The sequence below is a fragment of the Pantoea sp. Ft-CA_14 genome, assembly GCF_024520875.1.
Taxonomy (GTDB): Bacteria; Pseudomonadota; Gammaproteobacteria; order Enterobacterales; family Enterobacteriaceae; genus Pantoea; species Pantoea agglomerans.
The window spans coordinates 61,738-84,136 of the sequence record NZ_JALNPM010000004.1 but is presented as its reverse complement, the minus strand read 5'-3'; the positions used below and the strand labels follow the sequence as shown (position 1 = coordinate 84,136).

The following is a 22,399-nucleotide window of genomic DNA, read 5'->3' as shown; positions in this document are numbered from 1 at the left end:
GCGGGGTTTTTTCAGAGCGAGGAATCAATCAGAGCGCCGCAATGACCGCCTGCTGTTCAATCAGTTTTGCTTTTGATTGTTGCAGGTCCGCTACGCGTTCGCGCTCTTTCGCCACCACCGCTTCCGGGGCGCGCGAAACAAAGCCTTCGTTCGCCAGCTTGGTCTCGATCTTCTCGATTTCTACATCCAGCTTAACCAGCTCTTTCGCCAGACGCTCCAGCTCGGCGGTTTTATCCACCAGATCCGCCATCGGGATCAACAGCTCTGCGCCTTCAACCAATTTGGTCACCGACACCGGACCTTTCTCGCCCGCAGGCAGAATGGTCAGGCTTTCCAGACGCGCCAGGCGCGACAGGAAGTTGCGGTTGGCTTCAACGCGACGCAGTGCCGCAGGCGAGCAGTCACGCAGCAGCACATCCAGCGGCTTGCTCAGTGCGATGTTCATCTCGGCACGGATATTACGCACCGCCACGATCGCCTGTTTCATCCACTCGATGTCCGCTTTCGCTTCGGCATCTTCTTTCGCCGCATCGTACTGCGGGAAAGGCTGCAGCATGATGGTGTCGTCGCTGATATTCTTCAGCCCCTTCACGCGCTGCCAGATGGTTTCAGTGATAAACGGAATGATCGGATGCGCCAGACGCAGCAGCGCCTCGAGCACGTGAACCAGCGTATGACGGGTGCCACGCAGTTCAGATTCACTGCCGCTGTTCATGACCGGCTTGGTCAGCTCCAGATACCAGTCGCAGAACTGGTTCCAGGTGAAGTCATACAGCAGGTTAGCCGCGATATCGAAACGGTAGCTATCCAGCGCTTCACGGTACGCTTTCACCGTGTTGTTGAACTCGGTCAGGATCCAGCGATCTGCCAGCGACAGCGTCATTTCGCCGCCATTCTGTCCGCAATCCTGCTCTTCGGTGTTCATCAGCACAAAGCGGCTGGCGTTCCACAGCTTGTTACAGAAGTTGCGATACCCTTCCAGGCGCTTCATATCCCAGTTGATGTCGCGACCGGTAGAGGCCAGCGCCGCCAGAGTGAAACGCAGCGCATCGGTGCCTGATGGCTCGATGCCGTCCGGGAACTGCTTCTCGGTACGTTTGCGGATTTTCTCCGCCAGCTGTGGCTGCATCATGTTGCCGGTGCGTTTTTCCAGCAGCGCTTCCAGTGAAATGCCGTCGACCATATCCAGCGGGTCAATCACGTTGCCCTTGGATTTCGACATTTTCTGACCTTCTTCATCACGGATCAGACCGGTCATGTAGACGGTTTTAAACGGTACCTGTGGTTTGCCGTTTTCATCTTTGATGAAGTGCATGGTCAGCATGATCATGCGGGCAATCCAGAAGAAGATGATGTCGAAGCCGCTGACCAGCACACTGGTCGGATGGAAAGTACGCAGCGCTTCGGTGTTTTCCGGCCAGCCCAGGGTGGAGAAGGTCCACAGACCTGAGGAGAACCAGGTATCCAGCACGTCATCATCCTGACGCAGCGCCACATCGGCGGCCAGGTTATTCTCGGCGCGCACTTCGTCTTCGGTGCGGCCGACGTAGACGTTACCGTTGTCGTCATACCACGCCGGGATGCGGTGACCCCACCAGAGCTGACGGGAGATACACCAGTCCTGAATATCGCGCATCCAGGAGAAGTACATGTTTTCGTACTGCTTCGGTACAAACTGGATGTCGCCGTTTTCAACGGCTTCAACCGCGACTTTCGCCAGCGGTGCGGTACGCACATACCACTGGTCAGTCAGCATCGGCTCGATAACCACGCCGCCACGGTCGCCGTAAGGCACGGTCAGATCGTGAGGTTTAATCTCTTCAAGCAGGCCGAGTTCATCGACAGCGGCAACAATCGCTTTACGCGCCGCGAAGCGTTCCATGTTCTGGAAAGCCGCCGGGATCTCATCGGAACAGGCATCGCTGGCTTCGCCATTGGTGTCATACACCTGAGCACGGTCGCGGATATCGCCGTCGAAGGTCAGGATGTTGATCATCGGCAGTTTGTGACGACGGCCGACTTCGTAGTCGTTGAAGTCATGCGCCGGGGTGATCTTGACGCAGCCGGTGCCTTTTTCCATGTCGGCATGTTCGTCGCCAACGATAGGGATAAGACGGCCAACCAGCGGCAGCATCACAAATTTGCCGATCAGATCTTTGTAACGTGGATCTTCCGGGTTAACGGCGACGCCGGTATCGCCCAGCAGGGTTTCCGGACGGGTGGTGGCGACCACCAGATAATCTTTACCGTCGGCCGTTTTTGCGCCGTCAGCCAGTGGATAGCGGATATGCCACATCGAGCCTTTGCTCTCGCGGTTTTCCACTTCCAAATCGGAGATTGCGGTACGCAGTTTTGGATCCCAGTTCACCAGGCGTTTGCCACGGTAGATCAGGTTCTCTTTATAGAGGCGAACAAACACCTCTTTCACGGCGTTGGAAAGGCCATCGTCCATGGTGAAGCGCTCGCGCTCCCAGTCGACGGAGTTGCCCAGACGGCGCATCTGGCGGGTAATGGTGCCGCCGGATTCTGCTTTCCACTGCCAGATTTTGTCGATGAACGCATCACGGCCATAGTCCTGGCGCGTCTTGCCCTCTTCAGCCGCAATTTTGCGCTCAACCACCATCTGCGTGGCGATGCCCGCGTGGTCAGTACCTGCTTGCCACAGGGTATTTTTCCCCTGCATGCGCTGGTAACGGATCATGGTGTCCATGATGGTTTGCTGGAAGGCGTGACCCATGTGCAAGCTACCGGTGACGTTCGGCGGCGGGATCATGATGCAAAAGCTTTCCTGGCTGGTATCGCCATTCGGTTTGAAGTAGCCCTGCTTTTCCCAATGCTCGTAAAGCGGCTGCTCGATATCTTGCGGGTTATATGTCTTTTCCATTTCTGCTATGTCGTTTGCGGCTGTGGTGGCGCTGCCGTATTCAATTGGAATCCAACGCTGCGATACGCTTTATAGCGGTCGCGCGCCAGTTGTTTGAGCGTGTCTTCGTAAGGAACGAAGTCTATCACTTCATGGAAAGCAGTAGCAAAATCTGCGAAGTGGGGCAGCAGGCTAATCAGCAGGTCGCGCGGTGAACTGCCGCGACGCTGTGGCCAGGCCAGCTCAACCGGCGCACCGTAGCGCGGGCCTTCACCCGCCAGGTTATGCGGCACGAAGGCGTTTGCCGGTCGTTGCCACAGCGCTTCGTCGAGACGAATGGCTTGCTGTTCATCTTCGCAGGCGATCAACACCCGCTTTCCGGCCCGCCAGCGTGTTTCCGCCAGATTGCACACCAGCGCTTCAACGGCGCTAAGGCCATCGCTCGTTGCATCGGTTTCCAGCACGTAGAAGGTTGCGTTTTTCATCGGTTTGCTCATCAGAAGATCAAGGGCGGAATGATATCCGCCCTTGCTGTCAGAAAAGAGGGCGCTTAATCGTCGCCGTTCAATCCTGCCCGATTCAACAGAAATTGCGACAGCATCGGCACCGGACGTCCGGTGGCGCCTTTGGCCTTGCCGGAGCGCCAGGCGGTACCGGCGATATCCAGGTGTGCCCAGTTATATTTGCGGGCAAAGCGTGCCAGGAAGCAGGCGGCGGTAATCGCGCCGCCGGGACGGCCACCAATGTTCGCCATATCGGCAAAGTTGGACTCCAGCTGCTCCTGGAACTCATCCGCCATCGGCAGACGCCAGGCGCGATCGCCTGACTGCTCCGAGGCGCTGATCAGCTCATGCGCCAGCGGATTGTGGTTCGACAGCAGGCCGCTGATGTGATGACCCAGCGCAATCACGCAGGCACCGGTCAGCGTCGCCACGTCAATCACCACTTCCGGATCGAAACGTTCAACATAGGTCAGCGCATCGCACAGGACCAGGCGGCCTTCGGCATCGGTGTTCAGCACCTCAACCGTCTGGCCAGACATGGTGGTCAGCACGTCGCCCGGACGCATCGACCGGCCATCCGGCATGTTTTCACAGCCCGCCAGCACGCCAACCACGTTCAGCGGCAGATTCAGCTCTGCCACCATACGCATCACGCCATAGACGGCGGCCGCGCCGCACATGTCATACTTCATTTCGTCCATGCTGTCGGCAGGCTTGATGGAAATACCGCCGGAGTCAAAGGTCAGCCCTTTACCCACCAGCACAATCGGGCGCGCTTCCGCATCCGGATTGCCTTTGTATTCAATTACCGACATCAGCGATTCGTTTTGAGAACCGGCCCCGACAGCGAGATAGGCGTTCATGCCCAGCTCTTTCATCTGCTGTTCGCCGATGACGCGGGTGGTGACATTTTTGCTGAAGGCATCCGCCAGCTGACGCGCCTGTGACGCCAGATAGGCGGCGTTACAGATATTAGGTGGCATGTTGCCGAGATCTTTAGCCGCTTTCATACCGGCCGCGACTGCTAATCCATGCTGGATAGCCCGTTCGCCGCTGGTCAGTTCACGGCGGGTCGGTACGTTAAAGACCAGTTTGCGCAGCGGACGACGTGGCTCCGCTTTGTTACTTTTCAGCTGGTCAAAGTTGTAGAGCGCCTCTTTTGAGGTCTCTACTGCCTGACGCACTTTCCAGTAGGTGTTGCGGCCTTTGACATGCAGCTCGGTCAGGAAGCAGACCGCTTCCATTGAGCCGGTGTCGTTGAGCGTGTTAATGGTTTTCTGAATAACCTGCTTGTACTGGCGTTCATCCAGCTCACGCTCTTTACCGCAGCCAATCAGCAGAATACGCTCGGACAGGATATTTGGCACATGATGCAGCAGCAGTGTCTGGCCCACTTTTCCTTCCAGCTCGCCGCGGCGCAGCAGGGCGCTGATGTAGCCGTCGCTGATTTTATCCAGCTGCTCGGCAATCGGTGACAGACGACGCGGTTCGAAAACGCCAACGACAATGCAGGCACTGCGCTGTTTTTCCGGGCTTCCGCTTTTTACACTGAACTCCATGCACTCTCCTGAATCTTAAAGACAACGGCCGCTGCTGCCGCTAGAATGTAGCGCGCTCATGACCCATTTATTCATCGTCGCAGCATGACATTCTGCTGCTGGAGGTCATAATGAATCAGGGTGACAAGATGTTGTTTTTTCACCACCCGGACGCGTTTTTCATACAAATTTAGCTACGGCGACGGCCATTGATGAAGAAAAATGGCTGATAAGCGTTGAAACTAGCGATTTTCCTGCAAAAAGACAAGTTTTCACAGGCGTACTAAGCGTGATCATCATTAGATATCTGGTTCGGGAAACGCTCAAAAGCCAGCTGGCTATCCTGTTTATCCTGCTACTCATCTTCTTTTGTCAGAAGTTAGTCAGGATCCTGGGTGCCGCGGTGGATGGCGAAGTGCCGACAAACCTCGTTCTGACCTTGTTAGGACTCGGTGTGCCTCAAATGGCACAACTTATACTGCCCTTAAGTCTGTTTCTGGCGATCCTGATGACGCTGGGGCGGCTCTACACGGAAAGTGAAATTACCGTGATGCACGCCTGCGGCCTGAGTAAGGCCGTCCTGGTGAAAGCGGCGATGGTGCTGATGCTGTTTACCTCGATAGTGGCGGCCGTGAACGTCATCTGGCTGGGGCCGTGGTCATCCCGCTATCAGGATGAGGTGACGCAGAACGCCAAAGCGAACCCGGGTGCGGCAGCAATGGCCGCCGGACAGTTCCAGACCTCCAGCGACGGCAGCGCCGTGCTGTTTGTTGAGGATGTGAAGGGCAACAACTTTGGTAACGTGTTCCTGGCGCAGTTACGGCCAAAGGGCAACGCGCGACCATCGGTGGTGCTGGCTGACAGCGGTCACATGGAGCAGCATAAAGATGGCTCGCAGGTGGTGACGCTGGATAAAGGCACCCGTTTTGAGGGCACCGCTCTGCTGCGTGATTTCCGTATCACCGACTTCACCAATTATCAGGCCATTGTGGGTTATAAAGCGGCAACGCTCGATCCTAACGATGCAGAACAGGCGAGTCTGACTGACCTGTTCGCGAATAAGACACCTGAGTTTCAGGCCGAGCTGCACTGGCGTCTGACGCTGGTGTTTGCGGTGCTGGTGATGGCGCTGATGGTGGTGCCGCTCAGCGTGGTGAACCCACGTCAGGGGCGCGTGCTGTCGATGCTGCCCGCCATGATGCTCTATCTGATTTTCTTCCTGTTGCAGAGCTCGCTGAAGTCGAGCGGCGCGAAAGGGCGGCTCGATCCGGCGCTCTGGATGTGGGTGGTGAATATCAGCTATCTGGTGCTGGCGGTGCTCCTTAACCTGTGGGATACGGTGCCGATGCGTCGGATTCGCGCCCGCTTTACCCGCGGAGGGTCGGTCTGATGTTTCGCGTACTTGACCGCTATATCGGTAAAACCATTTTCAATACCATTATGCTGACGCTGTTCATGCTGGTGTCGCTTTCCGGCATCATCAAGTTCGTCGATCAGCTGCGCAAGACCGGCCAGGGCAGCTACAACGCGCTGAGCGCCGGTTACTACACCCTGCTTAGCGTACCCAAAGATATTGAGATCTTTTTCCCGATGGCGGCCCTGTTGGGCGCGCTGCTGGGACTGGGCGCGCTGGCGCAGCGCAGTGAACTGGTGGTGATGCAGGCGGCGGGCTTTACCCGCATGCAGGTTGCGCTGTCAGTGATGAAAACAGCGATTCCGCTGGTGTTGCTGACCATGGCGATTGGCGAGTTTGTTGCGCCGTCGGGCGAGCAGATGGCGCGTAATTACCGGGCGCAGCAGCTTTATGGCGGTGCGCTGGTCTCAACACAGAACGGTCTGTGGGCGAAAGATGGCAATAGCTTTATCTTTATTGAGCGCATTAAAGGCGACAACGAAATTGATGGCGTGAGCATCTACAGCTTTAACGATCAGCGTCGTCTGCAGAGTGTGCGTTACGCGGCGACGGCGACCTGGGATGCGGCTAAGAAGCGCTGGATACTGTCGCAGGTTGATGAGTCTAATCTCACCGATCCTAAGCAGATTACCGGTTCACAGAGCCTGAGTGGCGAGTGGAAAACGAATCTGACGCCGGATAAGCTGGGTGTGGTTGCGCTGGATCCAGACGCGTTATCGATTCGCGGTCTGCATAGCTACAGTAAATATCTGAAGCAGAGCGGCCAGGAATCGGGACGTTATCAGCTGAATATGTGGAGCAAAATCTTCCAGCCGTTGTCGGTGGCGGTGATGATGCTGATGGCGCTGTCGTTTATCTTTGGTCCGCTGCGTAGCGTGTCGATGGGTGTGCGTGTCGTAACCGGTATCAGCTTTGGCTTCCTGTTCTACGTGCTGGACCAGATTTTCGGTCCGCTGAGCCTGGTTTACGGTCTGCCGCCGATTCTGGGAGCGATTCTGCCGAGTTTTGCGTTCTTCGCTATCAGTATGTTTATGTTGATTAAGCGGCGCTAAGCGCAATGAATGCAGTAAAAGAAAAGGCCGCGCAAGCGGCCTTTTTTGTGACCGGTGTTCAGGCTCAGGGCAGGCTCCCATCGCTTTACGTTTTGCAGCCGTGTGGGAGTAACGGTTTCAGCGGCCTGATTGTCTGTACGTAAAGCCGATGGTCTGTTTGAGTGAAGGCTCAGGGAGCATACGCCTTCCACAAAGACGCAAAAGCGCCATCCGTGGCGGCTCAGCGCGGGCCATCCCTGGCCCGCGATGCTTTGCTACAGGCGTATGCTCCCATCGCTTTACGTTTAGCTGTCGTCTGGAAGAGGCGGTTTCAGCGACGGTTTAAGCGGCTTTATTCTGCGCTGATGCCCTGTTTATGCGGAGTGCCGGGTGGTCTCTTTCAGTGTCCTGATAAGTTGCTCTCTGTTCAGGGCTACGCAATAGGCGGGCATTCCACGCTCGAAACGCCAGCCTTCCGCTAACGATCCCGCATCCACCGCATCAAATCCAAAGGCTTCATATAATGCCGTGGCGATCGCTTTCCCTTCGCTATCATCTCCCGCCAGCGGTAACGCCTGCCGGTTGGCATCGCCCGGCGGCAGGCCCTGAGTTTCAAGATCGGTCATGCGGATGGCATTGAATGCCTTGGTGACGCGGCTGTCAGGAAGCAGGCGGGCAAGCCGTTCACTGGTGCTGATGCGGCCATTGAGCAGCTCTTCAATTTCGCCATCGCGGTCGGGATAGTAATTAACCGCATCAAGTACGATTTTTCCCCGCAATTCTGTGGCCGGAAGTTGTTCCGTTGCCGTGAGCGGCACGGCAATCACCGCCACGTCGCCGAACTCTGCGGCCTCGGTGGCGGTGCCGGTTTCACAGCCAATCATCGGTTTCAGGCTGAACAGCGTTCGTGGATCGCGCGAGTTGCTGAGCATCACCTGATGTCCTGCCTGAATCGCCAGTTTTGCAATCGCCCGGCCAACAAAGCCTGCGCCAATAATGCCTATTTTCATACGTTTCTCCTCGATGAGTTTCACGCACTGACCTTAATTAAAAACAGGAGGTGAATAAATCGACAAACAGACGCAATATAAACAACCAACAGGAGGGAATCATGGATCGGCTTACCAGCATGAACGTGTTCGTTACCGTCGCGGAATCGGGCTCGTTTGCCGCAGCCGCAGGGCATTTGCAAATCTCACCGCAGATGGTGGCGAAGCATATCGCCATGCTGGAGAAGCATCTCGGTACGCTGCTTCTGCATCGCACCACCCGACGACAAAGTCTGACGGATGTGGGCCGCAACTATTACGAACGCTGCAAAATCGTGCTGGCAGAGGTGCAGGAAGCGGATGCGATCGCGCTGGATATGCAGCAGCGGCCGTCCGGTACGCTGAAGGTCAGCGCCCCGGTCACGTTTGGTTCTTTTAGCCTGGCGCCGTTTGTGACCCGCTATCTTGACCGGTTTCCGGAAACGCAGGTCGATCTTGAACTGAGCGATCGGCTGGTCGATCCGTTTGAAGAGGGTTATGAGGTGGTGATCCGGATTGGTGCGCTGGCGGACAGTTCGATCATCGCCCATCCACTGCAGCCCTACCGGCTGATAGCCTGCGCGTCGCCAGCCTATCTGGCGCGGCACGGTGTGCCCTCCACGCCAGCGGAGCTGGTGAACCACGCCTGTCTCGTTTATGGCATCTGGTCGCCCTCAAAACCCTGCCGCTGGGTATTCAGCCAGGCCGGTAAGGTTGAAGAGGTGCATCCGCAGGGGCGCATGCGATCAAATGACTGGAAAGCGCTGCTGCATGCGGCGCTGGAGGGTTATGGCATTACCCTGGGACCGGCCACCATTCTCTCTGAAGAGATCAGACAGGGTCGGCTGGTCCAGGTGCTGCCCGATTATGCCGGGCCAGCACGACCCATGCATGTGCTGATCCCGGCAGGCCGCCGACAGACGGTGAAAATCCGCAGCTTTGTTAGCGCCATTATCACCGAGTTTGGCCTCTATCCACCCCAATCCGGCTAAACCAGGCGGTTATCGGCTCAGCAGCGGGAGTAACTGAGGCAGCTGCGACAACAGGTAGAGAATCAGCCCGATGGTGCCGCCAACCAGCGTGCCGTTGATGCGGATAAACTGCAGATCTTTGCCGATATTAAGTTCGATCTGCTGCGACATGTCGCGTGCATCCCAGCTCTTCACGGTGTCGCTGATATGGCGCGTCAGGAAGCCAGCAAACTCTGGCGCAACGCTGCGTGCGGCCTGTTCCAGATGCTGATTCATCGAGTCACGCAGCGCCGGGTCGGCCGCCAGGGTTTCTCCCAGCCACAAGGCTGCACCGCGCACTTTCTCCTGCACCCGTGAGTCATCACTGCTGAGATCCGCCTTGAGCCAGTTGCGCATATCATTCCACAGTTCGCCGATATAGCGGTTAAAGGAAGCATCCTCTTTCAGCCAGCCTTTGATCTCCTCGGCACGCTCTGCCATTTCCGGGTCGTTCTGCAGTTTAACTATCAGTTTGTCGACCGCCCGATTGAAGCCGAGGCGCAGCTCATGTCCCTGATCCAGCGCCACATCATCCAGCAGTGAATCGACCGCGTTTGCCACCAGCTCGGCGCTGTGCTCGCCCAGCCATTCAGTCGGCAACATTTTGGCTTTGATCGGATGCTCGCGTTTGAGCCAGCGCACCAGCTGCATGGCAATAAACTCGCGGGTACTGGGCTTGTGCAGCAGCTTCAGCAGCTGTTCGATTGCCGCGTCCAGCAGCGCCTGATGACGGTTGTTTTTCGTCAGGCTCTCCAGCAGCAGGGCGCTGGTCTGGCTGAGATCGACCTTGTCGATGGCGCGATGTACTGCGCGGCGCATGAAGGTCTGGATCCGCGCATCATCGGTCAGATCAAGGAAGCCGCGCATGACCTGCAGCAGATGGCGGCCAATGCGGTCAGCATTGCCTGGCGCATTCAGCCATTGCGCCAGCAGGTTGGAAGGATCGTGACGGCGAATCAGATTGAGCAGCGAGTCGGTATCAAGAAACTTCTCCTGCACAAAGCGACCGAGGTTTTCACCGATACGATCTTTGTTGCGCGGAATGATGGCGGTATGACGCGAGATAAAGGGCACCGGCACGCGCCGGAACAGTGCGACCACCGCGAACCAGTCCGCCAGCGCGCCGACCATCGCAGCTTCCGCAATCGCTTTTACGCCGCTGACCCAGAAGCCGGGCGGCAGAAAAAGCGTAACGATAAAGGTAATTGCAGCCAGCAGTAACAGCAGCAGCGCCAGACGTTTCGTCCGTTTCAGTTCGTGTTGTTTATCCATATCCTGATCTTAGCAGAGAGCCGGTTTCATCGGCGACGACCACCCAGCAGGCTGCCGAGTACGCCGCGGATGATCTGATTGGTAATCTGGCGCGTAGCGCTTTTCGCCATGGTCTGCACCACGCCATCGTGCTTGCCGCCGCGCGGGCCGGTTCGGCCAAACAGGATCTCTTTCAGCCCGCCGAGAATGCCGTTATCTACCGCGACATCGTCGCCTTTCGCCGGGGGCGCGCTGGCCTGATCGCTGGCGGCCTGAAACCCTTTTTGCAGCTTCTCAAACGCCGATTCGCGATCAACTTCGCTGTCATATTTGCCATAGAGGGGTGAATGGTTGATCAGGCCGTTGCGCTCATCGCCTGTGACCGGACCCATACGTGAGCCGGGGGCGATCACCATGGCGCGCTCTACCACCGACGGGCTGCCTTTGGTATCCAGGAAGGAGATCAGGGCTTCGCCGGTGCCCAGCGCCTGAATCGCCTCGACGCTGTCAAACGCCGGATTGGCGCGCAGGGTATCGGCGGCGGTTTTTACCGCTTTCTGATCTTTAGGGGTAAAGGCGCGCAGGGCGTGCTGAACGCGGTTGCCGAGCTGGCCCAGCACCCGATCGGGAATATCCGCCGGGTTCTGGGTGACGAACCAGACGCCGACCCCTTTGGAGCGGATCAGCCGCATGACCTGTTCTATTTTCTCCAGCAGCACCGGCGGCGCGTCGGTAAACAGCAGGTGCGCCTCATCAAAGAAAAACACCAGCTTTGGCTGATCGAGATCGCCCGCTTCCGGCAGATGCTCATAAAGCTCCGAAAGCAGCCACAGCAGGCTGGTGGCGTAGAGTTTCGGCATCTGGTAGAGCTTCTCGGCAGAGAGGATGTTGATGACACCTTTGCCGTTGCTGTCGACGCGCATCCAGTCGGCGATATCCAGCATCGGTTCACCAAAGAAGTGCTCCGCGCCCTGTTGCTCCAGCGTGAGTAATCCGCGCTGGATGGCGCCGACCGAGGCGCTGTTGATATTGCCGTAGTGGGTCTGGAAGCTTTTGGCGTTGTCACCGATGTACTGGGTCATGGCGCGCAGATCTTTGAAGTCCAGCAGCAGCAAACCCTGGTCATCGGCGATGCGGAAAATAATCTGCAATACGCCGCTCTGCACCTCATTCAGATTCAGCAGTCGCGCCAGCAGCAGCGGCCCGAGATCGGAGACGGTAGCGCGAACCGGATGGCCTTTCTCGCCGAAGATATCCCACAGCACCACCGGATTGCTCAGCGGCTGCCAGTTGGTGACGCCGATTTTCGCCAGCCTCTCCTGCAGCTTTTCGCTGGACTGGCCAGCCATAGCCACGCCGGTCAAATCGCCTTTAACGTCAGCCATAAAGACCGGCACGCCGCTGGCGGAGAACGATTCAGCCAGTTTCTGCAGCGTAACGGTTTTACCGGTGCCGGTCGCGCCGGTGATCAGGCCGTGGCGGTTGGCCATTTGCGGCAACAGATGAAGTTCGACGTCTGGCGTACGGGCAATCAGTAGCGGGGAAGTCATGATTTTCCACTCTCAGGCATTGGGTTATGCCTGAAGGATAGCAAGCCGGAGCGGCACAGGAGGAGAACTATTCACCAAAAAAAGGCCGCTGCCCGGGGAGCAGCGGCCTGCAACAGTAGTTTACTTCTGCACCTCTTCAAAATTGAGCAGGCTGACCCCGATGCCCTGCTGCAGGTGACTGAGGTTGCTGCGCACCGCCACCTGGGTTGCGCCCTGTAACAGCATGACAAACGGCGAATCCTGCTGGATGCGGGTTTGCAGCCCGGTGTAGAGGTTGCGACGTTTCACCGCATCGCTCTCTCCGGCGGCGGCGCGGGTCTGTGCACTCAGCTCCGGAATCGTCCAGCCGACGCGCCACGCCAGGGTTTTGCCGCCGCCCGGCACGTTATAGGCAAAGGTGCTGGCATTGGTGTTGGGATCGATGTAGTCCGCGCCCCAGTAGGTAAAGATGGCCTGGAAGTCACGGCTGCGCATTTTGCTCCACAGCTCCGATTCCGCCACCGGCTGGATATCAAGCTGCACATCCGCTTTGGCAAAGCTGGCCTGCAGTGCCTGCGCCACATCAATGTAAGGCGGCTGGTTCACCACCGTCAGCGCGATATGGGTGCCAGGTTTGATGCCGCCTTTTTGCAGAATCGCCTGCGCCTTTTTCAGATCGTAATGGAACGGTGTCGTGTTCAGCGCACCATCGAAGCCGTCCGGCAGGAAGCTCTGATGAATGCGGTACTGACCTTTCAGCAGCTGGTTCGCCAGGCTGTCATAGTCAACCAGCCAGCGCGCCGCCTGCCATAGCGCCGGATTGCCCAGCGCCGGTTGCTGCGGGCTTTGGGTGTTAAAGCCGATGTAATAAACCAGGCTGGACGGGAAGGCATCAATACGCACATTGGCGGTGTTCTTCAGCGCAGTAATCTGATCCGGGCCGAGCTGATAGGCGACATCCACATCACCCTGCTGGATCAGCAGACGGCGGCTGCCCGGATCGGCCACACCTTTCAGCAATACCCGCTTCAGATGCGGCTTCTGGCTGCTGTGGGGATTGGCTTCCAGCACCAGCGCCTGCAGCGGGACAAACTGTTTGATGGCATAGGCGGCGCTGCCGGCGGAGTGCACCTTCAGCCAGCTATTGCCGTAATCGTTGTTGCTGGCGTGCTCTTGTGCCAGTTTGCTGTCGACGATGGAGGAGACCGGCGCGGTCAGCAGGCGCAGCGCCAGATCGCTGCCGATCTCCGCTGGCCAGCGCAGTTCAAGCTGGTGGTCGTTGATCACCGTGAACTGCTGATCGATGTTTTCTGGCGTCCAGCCAAATTCACCCAGAATAAAAGAGGGCGCTTTATTGAGTTTTACTGCACGGGTTAATGAGAAGACCACATCCTGTGCGGTCACGGGATGACCACTGGCGAAGCGGGCCTGCGGATTAAGATCAAACACCAGGCTATGAGGCGTTTTGCCTGCCTGCCAGCGCGTGGCAGCCAGCGGCGAGAGCTGCTGCGGATTCTGATGATCCGGCTCCAGCAGCGTCTGGTAGATATTGCGCAGGCTGCTGTTGCTGACGGTCTCAAAACTTTCCGCCGGGTCGAAACTGATGATGCCATCAAGCGGAACGGCAATTACCAGCGTGTCGCCAGGCGTGGCGGCGTGTGCCGGGTGAACCAGTGCCAGAGCCGTAAACAGGGACAAGAGTGTTTTTCGCATGGAGGGTTATCCTGAGTCGTTGATAGCTCTACTCTATCGGGCGCCGGATAATCTCCAAATGCGGGTTTCTTATGAGCTTTGCACAATTATTAGCGTAGTCATTCAGGCAAAGAGACAAAATAAGATAATGACGGTCAGTAATTATTTTATTGTCATTTTACAGCGGGCGGAATAAAGCCGGTTTTACTCAGCCGATCACAAATTGCGCACAGTCTGATTGTATGACTATCAAAGTCACTATAGTGTTAACGGTGAGAATCATTCTCTTGTATGGAAGTATGATATTTTTTTATCGGTTATCTGGCGTGATGATGACAGAGTGAAAATAATAACCCTCATTCCTGCGTTAAAAGAGTTAAATACCCGATGTTTATGCGGTTTTACCCCCGATTCCCGCGCTGTAAATCTTTTACCTCTCCGCAACCCTTTCGCAACACCATGATAAACTTTTACTAAGACACATCTTAAATTCAATTTTTACATCCAGACATATTTATATCCCTAAGATTGCCAGGTTATTAACCGATAAGTTCCGTTAGTCACCGAACCATAATTCTACCTGCCCTTGTCTGTTCTGCCGTCGTCTGTGCCGCGTGCGTTGATCTCTGCGGGGAGTTTTCCGCCTGCACTCAGCCTTTCAGCTTCATAACAAATAAAGCGGGTATTTAGCAGATGAGAGTCGTGCGGATATGCTTTTAGAAAAACCCACCACCAGGCGTAAATTTTTGCTCGGTTCACTGCTGGCGTTGCCATTAAGTGAACTGGTCTTCAAAGGCATTACTGCGGCACAGGCGGCAGAGATGGCCGCACCGGAGTTAGCCGATTACAAACCGATCTTTTTTAGTGCCGATGAGTGGCAGTTTATCCTGGCCGCCACTGACCGTTTGATTCCGGCAGGCGGCAAAGGCAAAGCGCCGGGCGCGCTGGAAACTAACGTGCCGATCTTTATCGATCAGCAGCTGCACAGCGAAGCGTTTGGCAGCGAAATCTACATGCAGGGGCCGTTCAATACGCAGGCGCCCGCAACCATGGGTTACCAGATCCCGTTCCGCCCACAACAGATGTATCAGACCGGTATCCGGCTGATTAATCAGTGGTCGCAGAACACCCATCAGAAAGCGTTTCATGCGCTGACGCTGGAAGAGAAAGATGCGGTGCTTACCCAGGTAAACAAAAACGAGATCGACTTTGCCGCACTGGGCGAAGCCGATCTTAAGCCTGCGCATTTCTTCAGCCAGCTGCTTTCCGATACCAAGCATGGCTACCTTGCTGACCCGATGTACGGCGGTAATAAAGGCATGAAAGCCTGGATCGCCATCGGCTTCCCCGGCGCGCGTGCCAGCTTCACCGAATGGGTGAAACAGCACAACGTTCCTTATCCGCTGGGTCCGGTCAGTGTGAAGGGCGAACGCGCGTAGGGCGCGTCCACATCAGGTATTTGAAACAGGATTATCATGGCACAGGTTACTAAAAAAGAAGTCGACGTCGTGGTCTGCGGCCTCGGCTGGGCAGGCTCGCTGATGAGCATCGAGCTGGCACTGGCAGGTCTGGACGTGCGCGCCCTTGAGCGCGGCGGCGATCGCGATTATGACGAGTTCGCCTACCCGAAACCGGCGGATGAATACGCCTATGCGGTGCGCAATAAAGTGTTTGCCACCCCCGCCGAAGTGGCGGTCACCGTCCGCTACAACAGCAGCCAGACGGCATTACCAACCCGTAAATGGGGTGCGTTTGCACCGGGCACCGGCGTAGGCGGTTCCGGCCTGCACTGGACCGCAGTACTGATCCGTCCGACACCGACCGATATCAAATTGAAGACCTATGTCGACGAGGCTTACAAGCCGGGCATTCTGCAGGATGATATGCGGGTGATGGACTTCCCGTTCAGCTGGGAAGAGATCGAACCCTACTACTACAAATTCGAACTGATTTGCGGCCAGTCGGGTAACACCGGCAACCTGCGCGGCAAAATTCTGGAAGGCGGCGATCCGTTTGAAGGCCCGCGTTCTGAGCCTTATCCGCTGCCTGCGCTGGATGACACGCTGAACAACGTGATGTTCAAAGAGGTGGCGACCAAACTCGGTTACCATCCGTTCCCGAACCCGTCGGCCTGTGTATCGCGTGCGTGGAAAAACCCGTACGGCAACCAGATCGCGCCGTGCAACTACTGCGGCTACTGCAGTAAATATCCCTGCCTGAACTACTCCAAAGCGTCGCCGCAGACCGCCGTAATGGATTCACTGAAGCGTATGCCGAACTTCTCCTATGAAGTGAATGCGGAAGTGATCAAGGTCGTGCTGAACGATGATAAGAAAACCGCGAAAGGCGTGATCTACATCGATGCACAGGGCAACGAGTGCTTCCAGCCAGCGAAAATCGTGGTGCTGAGCAGCTTCCAGCTCTACAACGTGCGTCTGATGCTGCTCTCCGGCATCGGCAAGCCTTACAACCCGATTACCGAAGAGGGCGTGGTAGGGCGTAACTACGCGTTCCTGTCCAACGGCGGCGCGACGCTGTTCTTCAAAGATAAAAACTTCAATCCATACGCCACGGCGGGCGCGACCGGCCAGATGTTTAACGATATCTCGCCAGGCAACTTCGACGGCCCATCGCTCGGCTTCCTCGGCGGCGCGAAGATCCACAGCTCACAGGCGACCGGTACGCCGATCAGCACCGCGCTGCCAAAAGGCACGCCGACCTGGGGCATGGGATACAAGGAAGGTCTGGAGGAGTGGTACGGTCATTCAATGAAGATCAGCATCACCACTACCTGTCAGTCTTACCGCGATATCTATCTGGATCTCGATCCGAACTACAACGATCACCGTGGCCTGCCACTGCTGCGCATGACCTTCAACTGGAAAGAGAATGAGCTGAAGCTGCAGCAGCACCTGAAAGGCATCGTCGGCAATATCGCCAAAGAGCTGAACCCTGACAGCATGAGCATGAGCTTCCTGCCAATGGGCGCGGATTTCGATCTGACCAAATATGTCTCTACCCACAACGTGGGCGGTGCCGTAATGGGCGATAACCCGAAAACCTCGGCGCTGAACAAGTATCTGCAGAGCTGGGACGTGCATAACGTCTTTGTGCCGGGCGGCAACGCTTTCCCGCAGAACTTCCAGGCGAACCCGACCGATACCATCGGTGCGATCACCCTGATGGCGGCACAGGCGATCAAAGATCAGTATCTGAAAAATCCCGGCCCACTGGTACAGGCATAAGCGCATGAATAAGCTGAAACTGAAATCTTTTATCTTTGCCAACGCGGTGCTGTTAGCCAGCGGATTTGCGCTGCCGGTTCACGCCGAAGATGAAGCGCAACTGATTAAGCAGGGCGAATATCTCTCGCGGCTGGGCGACTGCATGGCGTGCCACTCACTACCTGGCAAGCCTGACTATTCGGGCGGGCTGGCGATTGAGTCGAACCTTGGCACCATCTTCTCTACCAACATCACGCCCGATAAGCAGCACGGTATTGGCAACTACAGCGAGCAGCAGTTCTCGGACGCGGTGCGCAAAGGGGTATTACCGGACGGTTCGCATCTCTATCCGGCGATGCCTTATCCTGATTACGCCAAAATCAGTGATGCCGACATTCACGCGCTTTACGTCTACTTCATGAAAGGCGTGCAGCCAAGCGCAGAACAGCCGCCGGAAACCGATCTGAGCTTCCCGTTCAGCCAGCGCTGGGGCATGCGTTTCTGGAACTGGGCGTTCGCCTCGGATAAGCCTTTCCAGCCGATTGGTGGCGCTTCTGAAGAGGTTAACCGCGGTGCCTATATCGTGGAGAGTCTGGGTCACTGCGGCAGCTGTCATACGCCGCGCGGTCTGGGCATGAACGAGAAAGCGCTGGATAGCGGTGACGATAAATTCCTGGCAGGCGGCAGCCTGAACAACTGGGATGTGCCGTCACTGCGTGGCCTGCCGCGCTGGAGCGAGCAGGAAGTGGTGGACTACCTGCAGACCGGCCGTAACGATAAAGCGGCGGTGGGCGGCGAGATGACCTCGGTGATTGAGCACAGCAGCTCACACATGACCGACGCCGATCTGAAAGCCATCGCGGCCTACCTGAAGTTCCTGGGCGGCAACCCGCCATTGCAGGCGTACAACGTGCAGGCGCAGCAGGCAACGGAAGCGAAACTCACTGCCGCGAAGAACCTGAGCGAAGGCGAGCGTCTCTATCTGGATAACTGCGGTGCCTGTCACTTCGTGACCGGCAAAGGCGCTCCAGGGATCTTCCCGGAGCTGGATCAGGCGACGATCGTCAATGCCAAGGATCCAACCGGATTGATCCACACCATCCTGGCCGGCGCACAGCAGCCTTCCACCGCGAAGGCCCCGTCGAAACTGGCAATGCCAGGCTTTGGTCAGCGTCTGAGTGATGAAGAGGTAGCGCAGCTGGCGACCTTTATTCGCCAGGGCTGGAGCAACACCGCGCCAGCGGTGAGCAAAGATCAGGTTGCTGAAGTGCGTAAAACGCTGAAGTAATCGAGTTTTCCCCTCTGCCCGTTCGGAGAGGGGAAATCCCGGATTAGTGAAAGGTGCGCACCACTTCCAGCACGCCGTTAATGATAAACTGCACGCCCATACAGACCAGTAAAAATCCCATCAGGCGCGATATCGCCTCAATGCCGCTTTTACCCACCAGCTTCATGATGGCACCCGAGCTGCGCAGTGAAACCCACAGAATCAGACTCACCAGCAGGAAGATCAGCACTGGCGCGACGGTGATGACCCAGGCCGGAAAGTCGACGCCGCTTCTTACCGTCGAGGCAGAGGAGATGATCATCGCAATGGTACCCGGCCCCGCCGTACTCGGCATCGCCAGCGGCACAAAGGCGATATTCACCGGCTCTTTGGCTTCATCCAGCTCATCCAGTTTCTGCTTTGCTTCGACAGAATGGCCGGCAGGTTTAGCCGGAAACAGCATCCGAAAACCGATAAAAGCGACGATCAGGCCGCCCGCCATGCGCAGGCCAGGAATGGAGATGCCGAAGGTATTCAGCACCGCGCTGCCCGCGTACCACGCCACCATCATGATGGCGAAGACATAGATAGAAGCCTGGCGCGCCTGTCGGTTGCGCTCCTGGAAGTTCATCTCACCCGCCAGCCCCAAGAACAGCGCCACGGTGGTGAGTGGATTGGCGAGCGGCAGGATCACCACCAGCCCCAGACTGACTGCTTTAATTAACTCCAGCATGACAAATCGCCTTTTCCGTGGTGATTAGTGCTTCGGACGCTCCAGCGCCTCAAGCAGTTCCGGAAAGAAGTCCTGCAGGATTTCAGGGGTCATCAGTTCGGGATACTGCATCAGATGTTCGCGGATACGCTCATTGATGTCCGGCAGCAGACGCTGGGCCGCAGCGCTGGCGGTGATTTTGTGCTTCTTCATGGCGCGCAACAGATCGCCCGGCAGCGCGTCTTCGTCGTCGGCGTCATCCACCATCTCCAGCGCGTCCAGTTCGTCGAACATCTCCATCAGCGCTTCGGTCTGCGGCGTGCGCGACTCATATTCACGCGGGTGTTCATCTTCCAGGAAACGCAGCATGGCGCGCATTGGCGTGCCGTCTGGCGTGGAAGGCGGCTCGGTGGCGAACCAGCTCAGCAGCTGATGCATGGTAACCTGATGGACGCGAAAGCCGCTGTCGACCAGCTCATCGGCCAGCAGCTCGGCAGTTTCGTTTTCAATCACGCAGATGTGGGTACGTTTGGGTTCGTACTGCTCCAGCCACTGGTAGATCTCTTCAATCACGCCATCGTCATACTCGAATTTTTTGGTGACATAGCTGTCGTCCTGTTCGTGAACGCAGGCCTGAATCTGATCGGGGTCGAAGTAAAGTGCGATGTTGATGCCTTTCATGCGTGCTGTCCTGTAGAAATCAAAACAACACTATAGCGCTCAACCCCAGGTTAAGGGAATGTCAGGCATCACAGCAGTGGGGCGTTTAACGCTCCCCTCAGAGCAGAGAGGGGAGAGAAGGGAAGGAGATCAGGAGATAAAGTTTTTGCCCTGCTTCAGCACTACGTCACAGGCTTTGGTTTTCAGCTTCTCACCCATCGGCGAGTTGCTCAGGCTTTGCAGATTCAACTGCTGGCCGTTACCGGTATTCAGCAGACCGGCCACGCCCTGGGTGTAGTCGGTTTTCTGTTCCTGCGCGGTGGTGGTGTTCAGACCGAGCTTGCTCAGCACCTGGTCTTTGACCGACTGCACGTTGTTTTTCACCACGTTGTGTTCGACGCAGTACTGCATCACACCGGCGGCATTAGTCATGCTGTTGGCGCTGACCGCTTTATCGCCGTCGCCCAGCATGCTGGTAATAGAGGAGAGCGACATGCCGCCATTCTGCTGCGTGGTGCCGGTGGTGCTGCCGTTGTTCTGCTGGCTGAGTTGCGATGCTGCACTGCTCAGCTGATCCTGCCAGCTTGCCGCTGATGCACTGCCTGCGACCAGAAGTGCCGCCAGTCCCCATCCCCACGCACTGCGTTGTGCTTGCTTCATTTCAACCTCGGTATGTGCTTATTCAGTTTTCCTAAGAAAGGCTGACGGGCAGAAAGTTCCTGACTTCCTTTTATAAAAAGCGTCTTAAATAGCACTTTGGGAATCTTCTGTAACAGGAGCAATAAAATATTCAGATGCTTGTGGGTGTTATTATTGTGTGAAGTGATTTGCTGAAGGCAGTAATAAGCACGCCCCGTGGAAACATTATTTAATATTCTCAAGGTATTTATCAGGAATTGTCCTGGTTTAAATTAAAGTTACCGCTTTGCTTATAGCGTGTTTTCTAAGCGCTTGCGTCTGGCTTGGTAATATTTACCTGCGAAATCATCTTAATATAACTTCATATATTTTGGTTATTTTTTATTTTTAGCGTAGCGGTGATTTAAGCCGTGCCGCTGGTTTTTGATGCGATTTTTTGTGCCGTAATTAAATTGAGTTAGCGGAGTTTTTTATTATTCCGGCTTGCGAAATCAGCCAGAGTGTTCATGCTTAATCACTGTGTCAGGCAGTTGTGGCAGATATTTAATTTAACGGGAGCGATATTATGGCTGGACAGCCAGAGCACAATAATAATGCAGAGGTCACGCTTAAACTCGCTGAAGAGCAAATAGCCCTGACGAAGCAAAAGATTGTGGATGGACATGTCCGTGTTACCCGTTCCACAACTGAGCATGACGAGGTCATCAGTACACTGCTTAACCGGGAGAAGGTTGAGGTTGAGCATGTAGCGAAAGCGCAACCCGTTGAAACGATGCCCGAAATCAGGGAAGAGAACGGTGTACTGATTGTCCCGGTAGTAGAGGAAGAAATCCAAATCGTCAGAAAGCTGGTGCTTAAAGAGGAGATCCACATCCGAAAAGTGCAGGAAAATGTTCCTTTTCAGGAGGTGGTGACCCGACGTGAGCAGCAGGTGAACGTTGAAAGAGATGACGATCAAATTAGCTAACAGAGAGGAACCTATCATGGCACATGAAAAAATCGTAACACTGTTCGATTCTGCAAATCAGGCAGAGGCCGCGAAAAGAAATCTCGTGAAAGCAGGCTTTTCTGATCGGGACATCAGTCTTATCAGTGGAGAACGTTTGCAGGAGGAAGGACACTCTATCCGCCATCCGAGCATCTGGCAGCGTCTGTTTGGTCACTCAGTTGATAAAGAGCAGGCCGATGTTTACACCAGAGCGATGGACAAGGGCGGCGTAGTGCTGACTATCCGTACTGAGGAGGAGAAGCTGGCTCGCGCCATGACCATTCTCCATTCTCATGACTCGGTGGACGTTCCGTCACGTATGCAAAGCTCGGTTGAAAATGGCACCACCGCGCCGGGCATCAACCCGACGACGGCAGGCAAGCAGTTTGCTGGTGAGACCAACGACCGACAGGTTGAACCGCGACGCACCTCACTGACTGGTGATGAGAGCGAAGCTGACATTCTGCGTCTGGCCGAAGAGCAGGTTGAAGTGGGTAAACGTCTGGTGAGCGAAGGCTCTACTCGTGTTCGCCGCTACACCGTGACCGATACCGTATCTGAAGATATTTCGCTGCATGAGCAGCACGCTGACATCTTCCGCCGTTCGGTGAATGAACCCGCGCTGGCTGGTGAAGTGGACTGGTCCGAGAAAACCGTCGAGGTTGCTGAGACGCATGAGCAGCCGGTGATCAACAAAACGACCCACGTGAAAGAAGAAGTGGTGGTGCGTACCGACGGCAGCGATCGTACCGAGACCATTAACGACACGGTGCGTCGTCAGGAAGTGGATATCGACCATGCACGAGGTGGTCTGGAGCGCGAACTTCCAGGGACGAATGCAGGGGTAAAACCTGCGACCGCCGCAGCAGGCACGCAGTCACCAGGTGCACATAACCGTGACCACAAAGAGAGCCTGACTGAGAAGGTGAGTGAAAAAGCCAGCGAAGTGAAGGATAAGGTCGGGAACAAACTGCACGACCACTCGCATTGAGGCGCTTATCCTGACAACAACAGGCGCTAATGGGCACCGCTGATGCCCGATGCTGAGCA

At 56.2% G+C, this 22,399-nt stretch carries 18 protein-coding genes; 8 read left to right on the top strand and 10 right to left on the bottom strand.

Annotated features, from left to right (window positions below; all coding sequences use genetic code 11):
* Window positions 1-28 precede the first annotated feature (28 nt).
* The 3 genes from NR195_RS08250 to pepA all read right to left on the bottom strand — a co-directional run bounded on the left by NR195_RS08250 (window position 29) and on the right by pepA (window position 4,925).
* On the bottom strand, window positions 29-2,884 hold the full coding sequence (locus NR195_RS08250; RefSeq protein WP_010671782.1) for a valine--tRNA ligase: 2,856 nt from the start codon (window positions 2,882-2,884) through the stop codon (window positions 29-31).
* A gap of 5 nt (window positions 2,885-2,889) precedes the next feature.
* Window positions 2,890-3,348: a DNA polymerase III subunit chi gene (locus NR195_RS08245; RefSeq protein WP_010251657.1), complete on the bottom strand. Its 459-nt coding sequence runs from the start codon at window positions 3,346-3,348 to the stop codon at window positions 2,890-2,892.
* A gap of 65 nt (window positions 3,349-3,413) precedes the next feature.
* Window positions 3,414-4,925 (bottom strand): leucyl aminopeptidase, encoded by a 1,512-nt coding sequence (gene pepA / locus NR195_RS08240; protein WP_010251654.1) that lies wholly within the window; start codon window positions 4,923-4,925, stop codon window positions 3,414-3,416.
* 268 nt (window positions 4,926-5,193) lie between these two features.
* Between pepA and lptF the strand changes: the two genes are divergently transcribed.
* Window positions 5,194-6,294, top strand: a complete 1,101-nt coding sequence (gene lptF, locus NR195_RS08235; protein ID WP_010671780.1) for an LPS export ABC transporter permease LptF — start codon at window positions 5,194-5,196, stop codon at window positions 6,292-6,294.
* Entirely contained in the window at window positions 6,294-7,370 is a 1,077-nt protein-coding gene (gene lptG / locus NR195_RS08230) for an LPS export ABC transporter permease LptG (RefSeq protein ID WP_010251648.1), read from the top strand. The genes lptF and lptG overlap by 1 nt, the downstream gene beginning before the upstream one ends.
* A 353-nt stretch (window positions 7,371-7,723) precedes the next feature.
* Here lptG and NR195_RS08225 read toward each other — a convergent pair whose 3' ends face one another.
* On the bottom strand, window positions 7,724-8,359 hold the full coding sequence (locus NR195_RS08225) for an NADPH-dependent F420 reductase (protein ID WP_256844405.1): 636 nt from the start codon (window positions 8,357-8,359) through the stop codon (window positions 7,724-7,726).
* Window positions 8,360-8,460: 101 nt separating this feature from the next.
* Between NR195_RS08225 and NR195_RS08220 the strand changes: the two genes are divergently transcribed.
* On the top strand, window positions 8,461-9,369 hold the full coding sequence (locus NR195_RS08220; protein WP_182504634.1) for a LysR family transcriptional regulator: 909 nt from the start codon (window positions 8,461-8,463) through the stop codon (window positions 9,367-9,369).
* A gap of 9 nt (window positions 9,370-9,378) precedes the next feature.
* Here NR195_RS08220 and NR195_RS08215 read toward each other — a convergent pair whose 3' ends face one another.
* The 3 genes from NR195_RS08215 to NR195_RS08205 form a co-directional block, all read right to left on the bottom strand.
* Entirely contained in the window at window positions 9,379-10,659 is a 1,281-nt protein-coding gene (locus NR195_RS08215) for a DUF445 domain-containing protein (RefSeq protein WP_010251638.1), read from the bottom strand.
* Window positions 10,660-10,685: 26 nt separating this feature from the next.
* Window positions 10,686-12,188, bottom strand: coding sequence for a helicase HerA-like C-terminal domain-containing protein (locus tag NR195_RS08210; protein WP_256844404.1), 1,503 nt, complete (start codon window positions 12,186-12,188; stop codon window positions 10,686-10,688).
* Between the two features lie 120 nt (window positions 12,189-12,308).
* Window positions 12,309-13,880 (bottom strand): ABC transporter substrate-binding protein, encoded by a 1,572-nt coding sequence (locus NR195_RS08205; protein ID WP_031592609.1) that lies wholly within the window; start codon window positions 13,878-13,880, stop codon window positions 12,309-12,311.
* Window positions 13,881-14,569: 689 nt separating this feature from the next.
* Here NR195_RS08205 and NR195_RS08200 point away from each other — a divergent pair.
* From NR195_RS08200 to NR195_RS08190, 3 genes are read left to right on the top strand one after another with little or no spacing between them, the layout of a single operon-like run.
* Window positions 14,570-15,298, top strand: coding sequence for a gluconate 2-dehydrogenase subunit 3 family protein (locus NR195_RS08200; RefSeq protein ID WP_010251628.1), 729 nt, complete (start codon window positions 14,570-14,572; stop codon window positions 15,296-15,298).
* Window positions 15,299-15,334: 36 nt separating this feature from the next.
* Window positions 15,335-17,104 (top strand): GMC family oxidoreductase, encoded by a 1,770-nt coding sequence (locus tag NR195_RS08195; protein WP_010251625.1) that lies wholly within the window; start codon window positions 15,335-15,337, stop codon window positions 17,102-17,104.
* Between the two features lie 4 nt (window positions 17,105-17,108).
* Window positions 17,109-18,371, top strand: coding sequence for a cytochrome c (locus NR195_RS08190; protein ID WP_010671773.1), 1,263 nt, complete (start codon window positions 17,109-17,111; stop codon window positions 18,369-18,371).
* Between the two features lie 43 nt (window positions 18,372-18,414).
* Here the strand turns inward: NR195_RS08190 and NR195_RS08185 are convergent, their stop codons facing one another.
* The 3 genes from NR195_RS08185 to NR195_RS08175 all read right to left on the bottom strand — a co-directional run bounded on the left by NR195_RS08185 (window position 18,415) and on the right by NR195_RS08175 (window position 20,382).
* Window positions 18,415-19,083, bottom strand: coding sequence for a MarC family NAAT transporter (locus tag NR195_RS08185; RefSeq protein WP_022625312.1), 669 nt, complete (start codon window positions 19,081-19,083; stop codon window positions 18,415-18,417).
* 24 nt (window positions 19,084-19,107) lie between these two features.
* Window positions 19,108-19,743, bottom strand: coding sequence for a hypothetical protein (locus tag NR195_RS08180; protein WP_010251615.1), 636 nt, complete (start codon window positions 19,741-19,743; stop codon window positions 19,108-19,110).
* Window positions 19,744-19,872: 129 nt separating this feature from the next.
* A complete protein-coding gene (locus NR195_RS08175; protein WP_256844403.1) occupies window positions 19,873-20,382 on the bottom strand; it encodes a DUF2501 domain-containing protein in 510 nt (169 codons plus the stop codon).
* Between the two features lie 544 nt (window positions 20,383-20,926).
* On the opposite strand from NR195_RS08175, the gene NR195_RS08170 reads away from it, so the two are divergent.
* Window positions 20,927-21,328: a DUF2382 domain-containing protein gene (locus NR195_RS08170; RefSeq protein WP_010251609.1), complete on the top strand. Its 402-nt coding sequence runs from the start codon at window positions 20,927-20,929 to the stop codon at window positions 21,326-21,328.
* A 16-nt stretch (window positions 21,329-21,344) separates the two neighbouring features.
* Window positions 21,345-22,340 (top strand): YsnF/AvaK domain-containing protein, encoded by a 996-nt coding sequence (locus tag NR195_RS08165; RefSeq protein ID WP_256844402.1) that lies wholly within the window; start codon window positions 21,345-21,347, stop codon window positions 22,338-22,340.
* Window positions 22,341-22,399 lie beyond the last annotated feature (59 nt).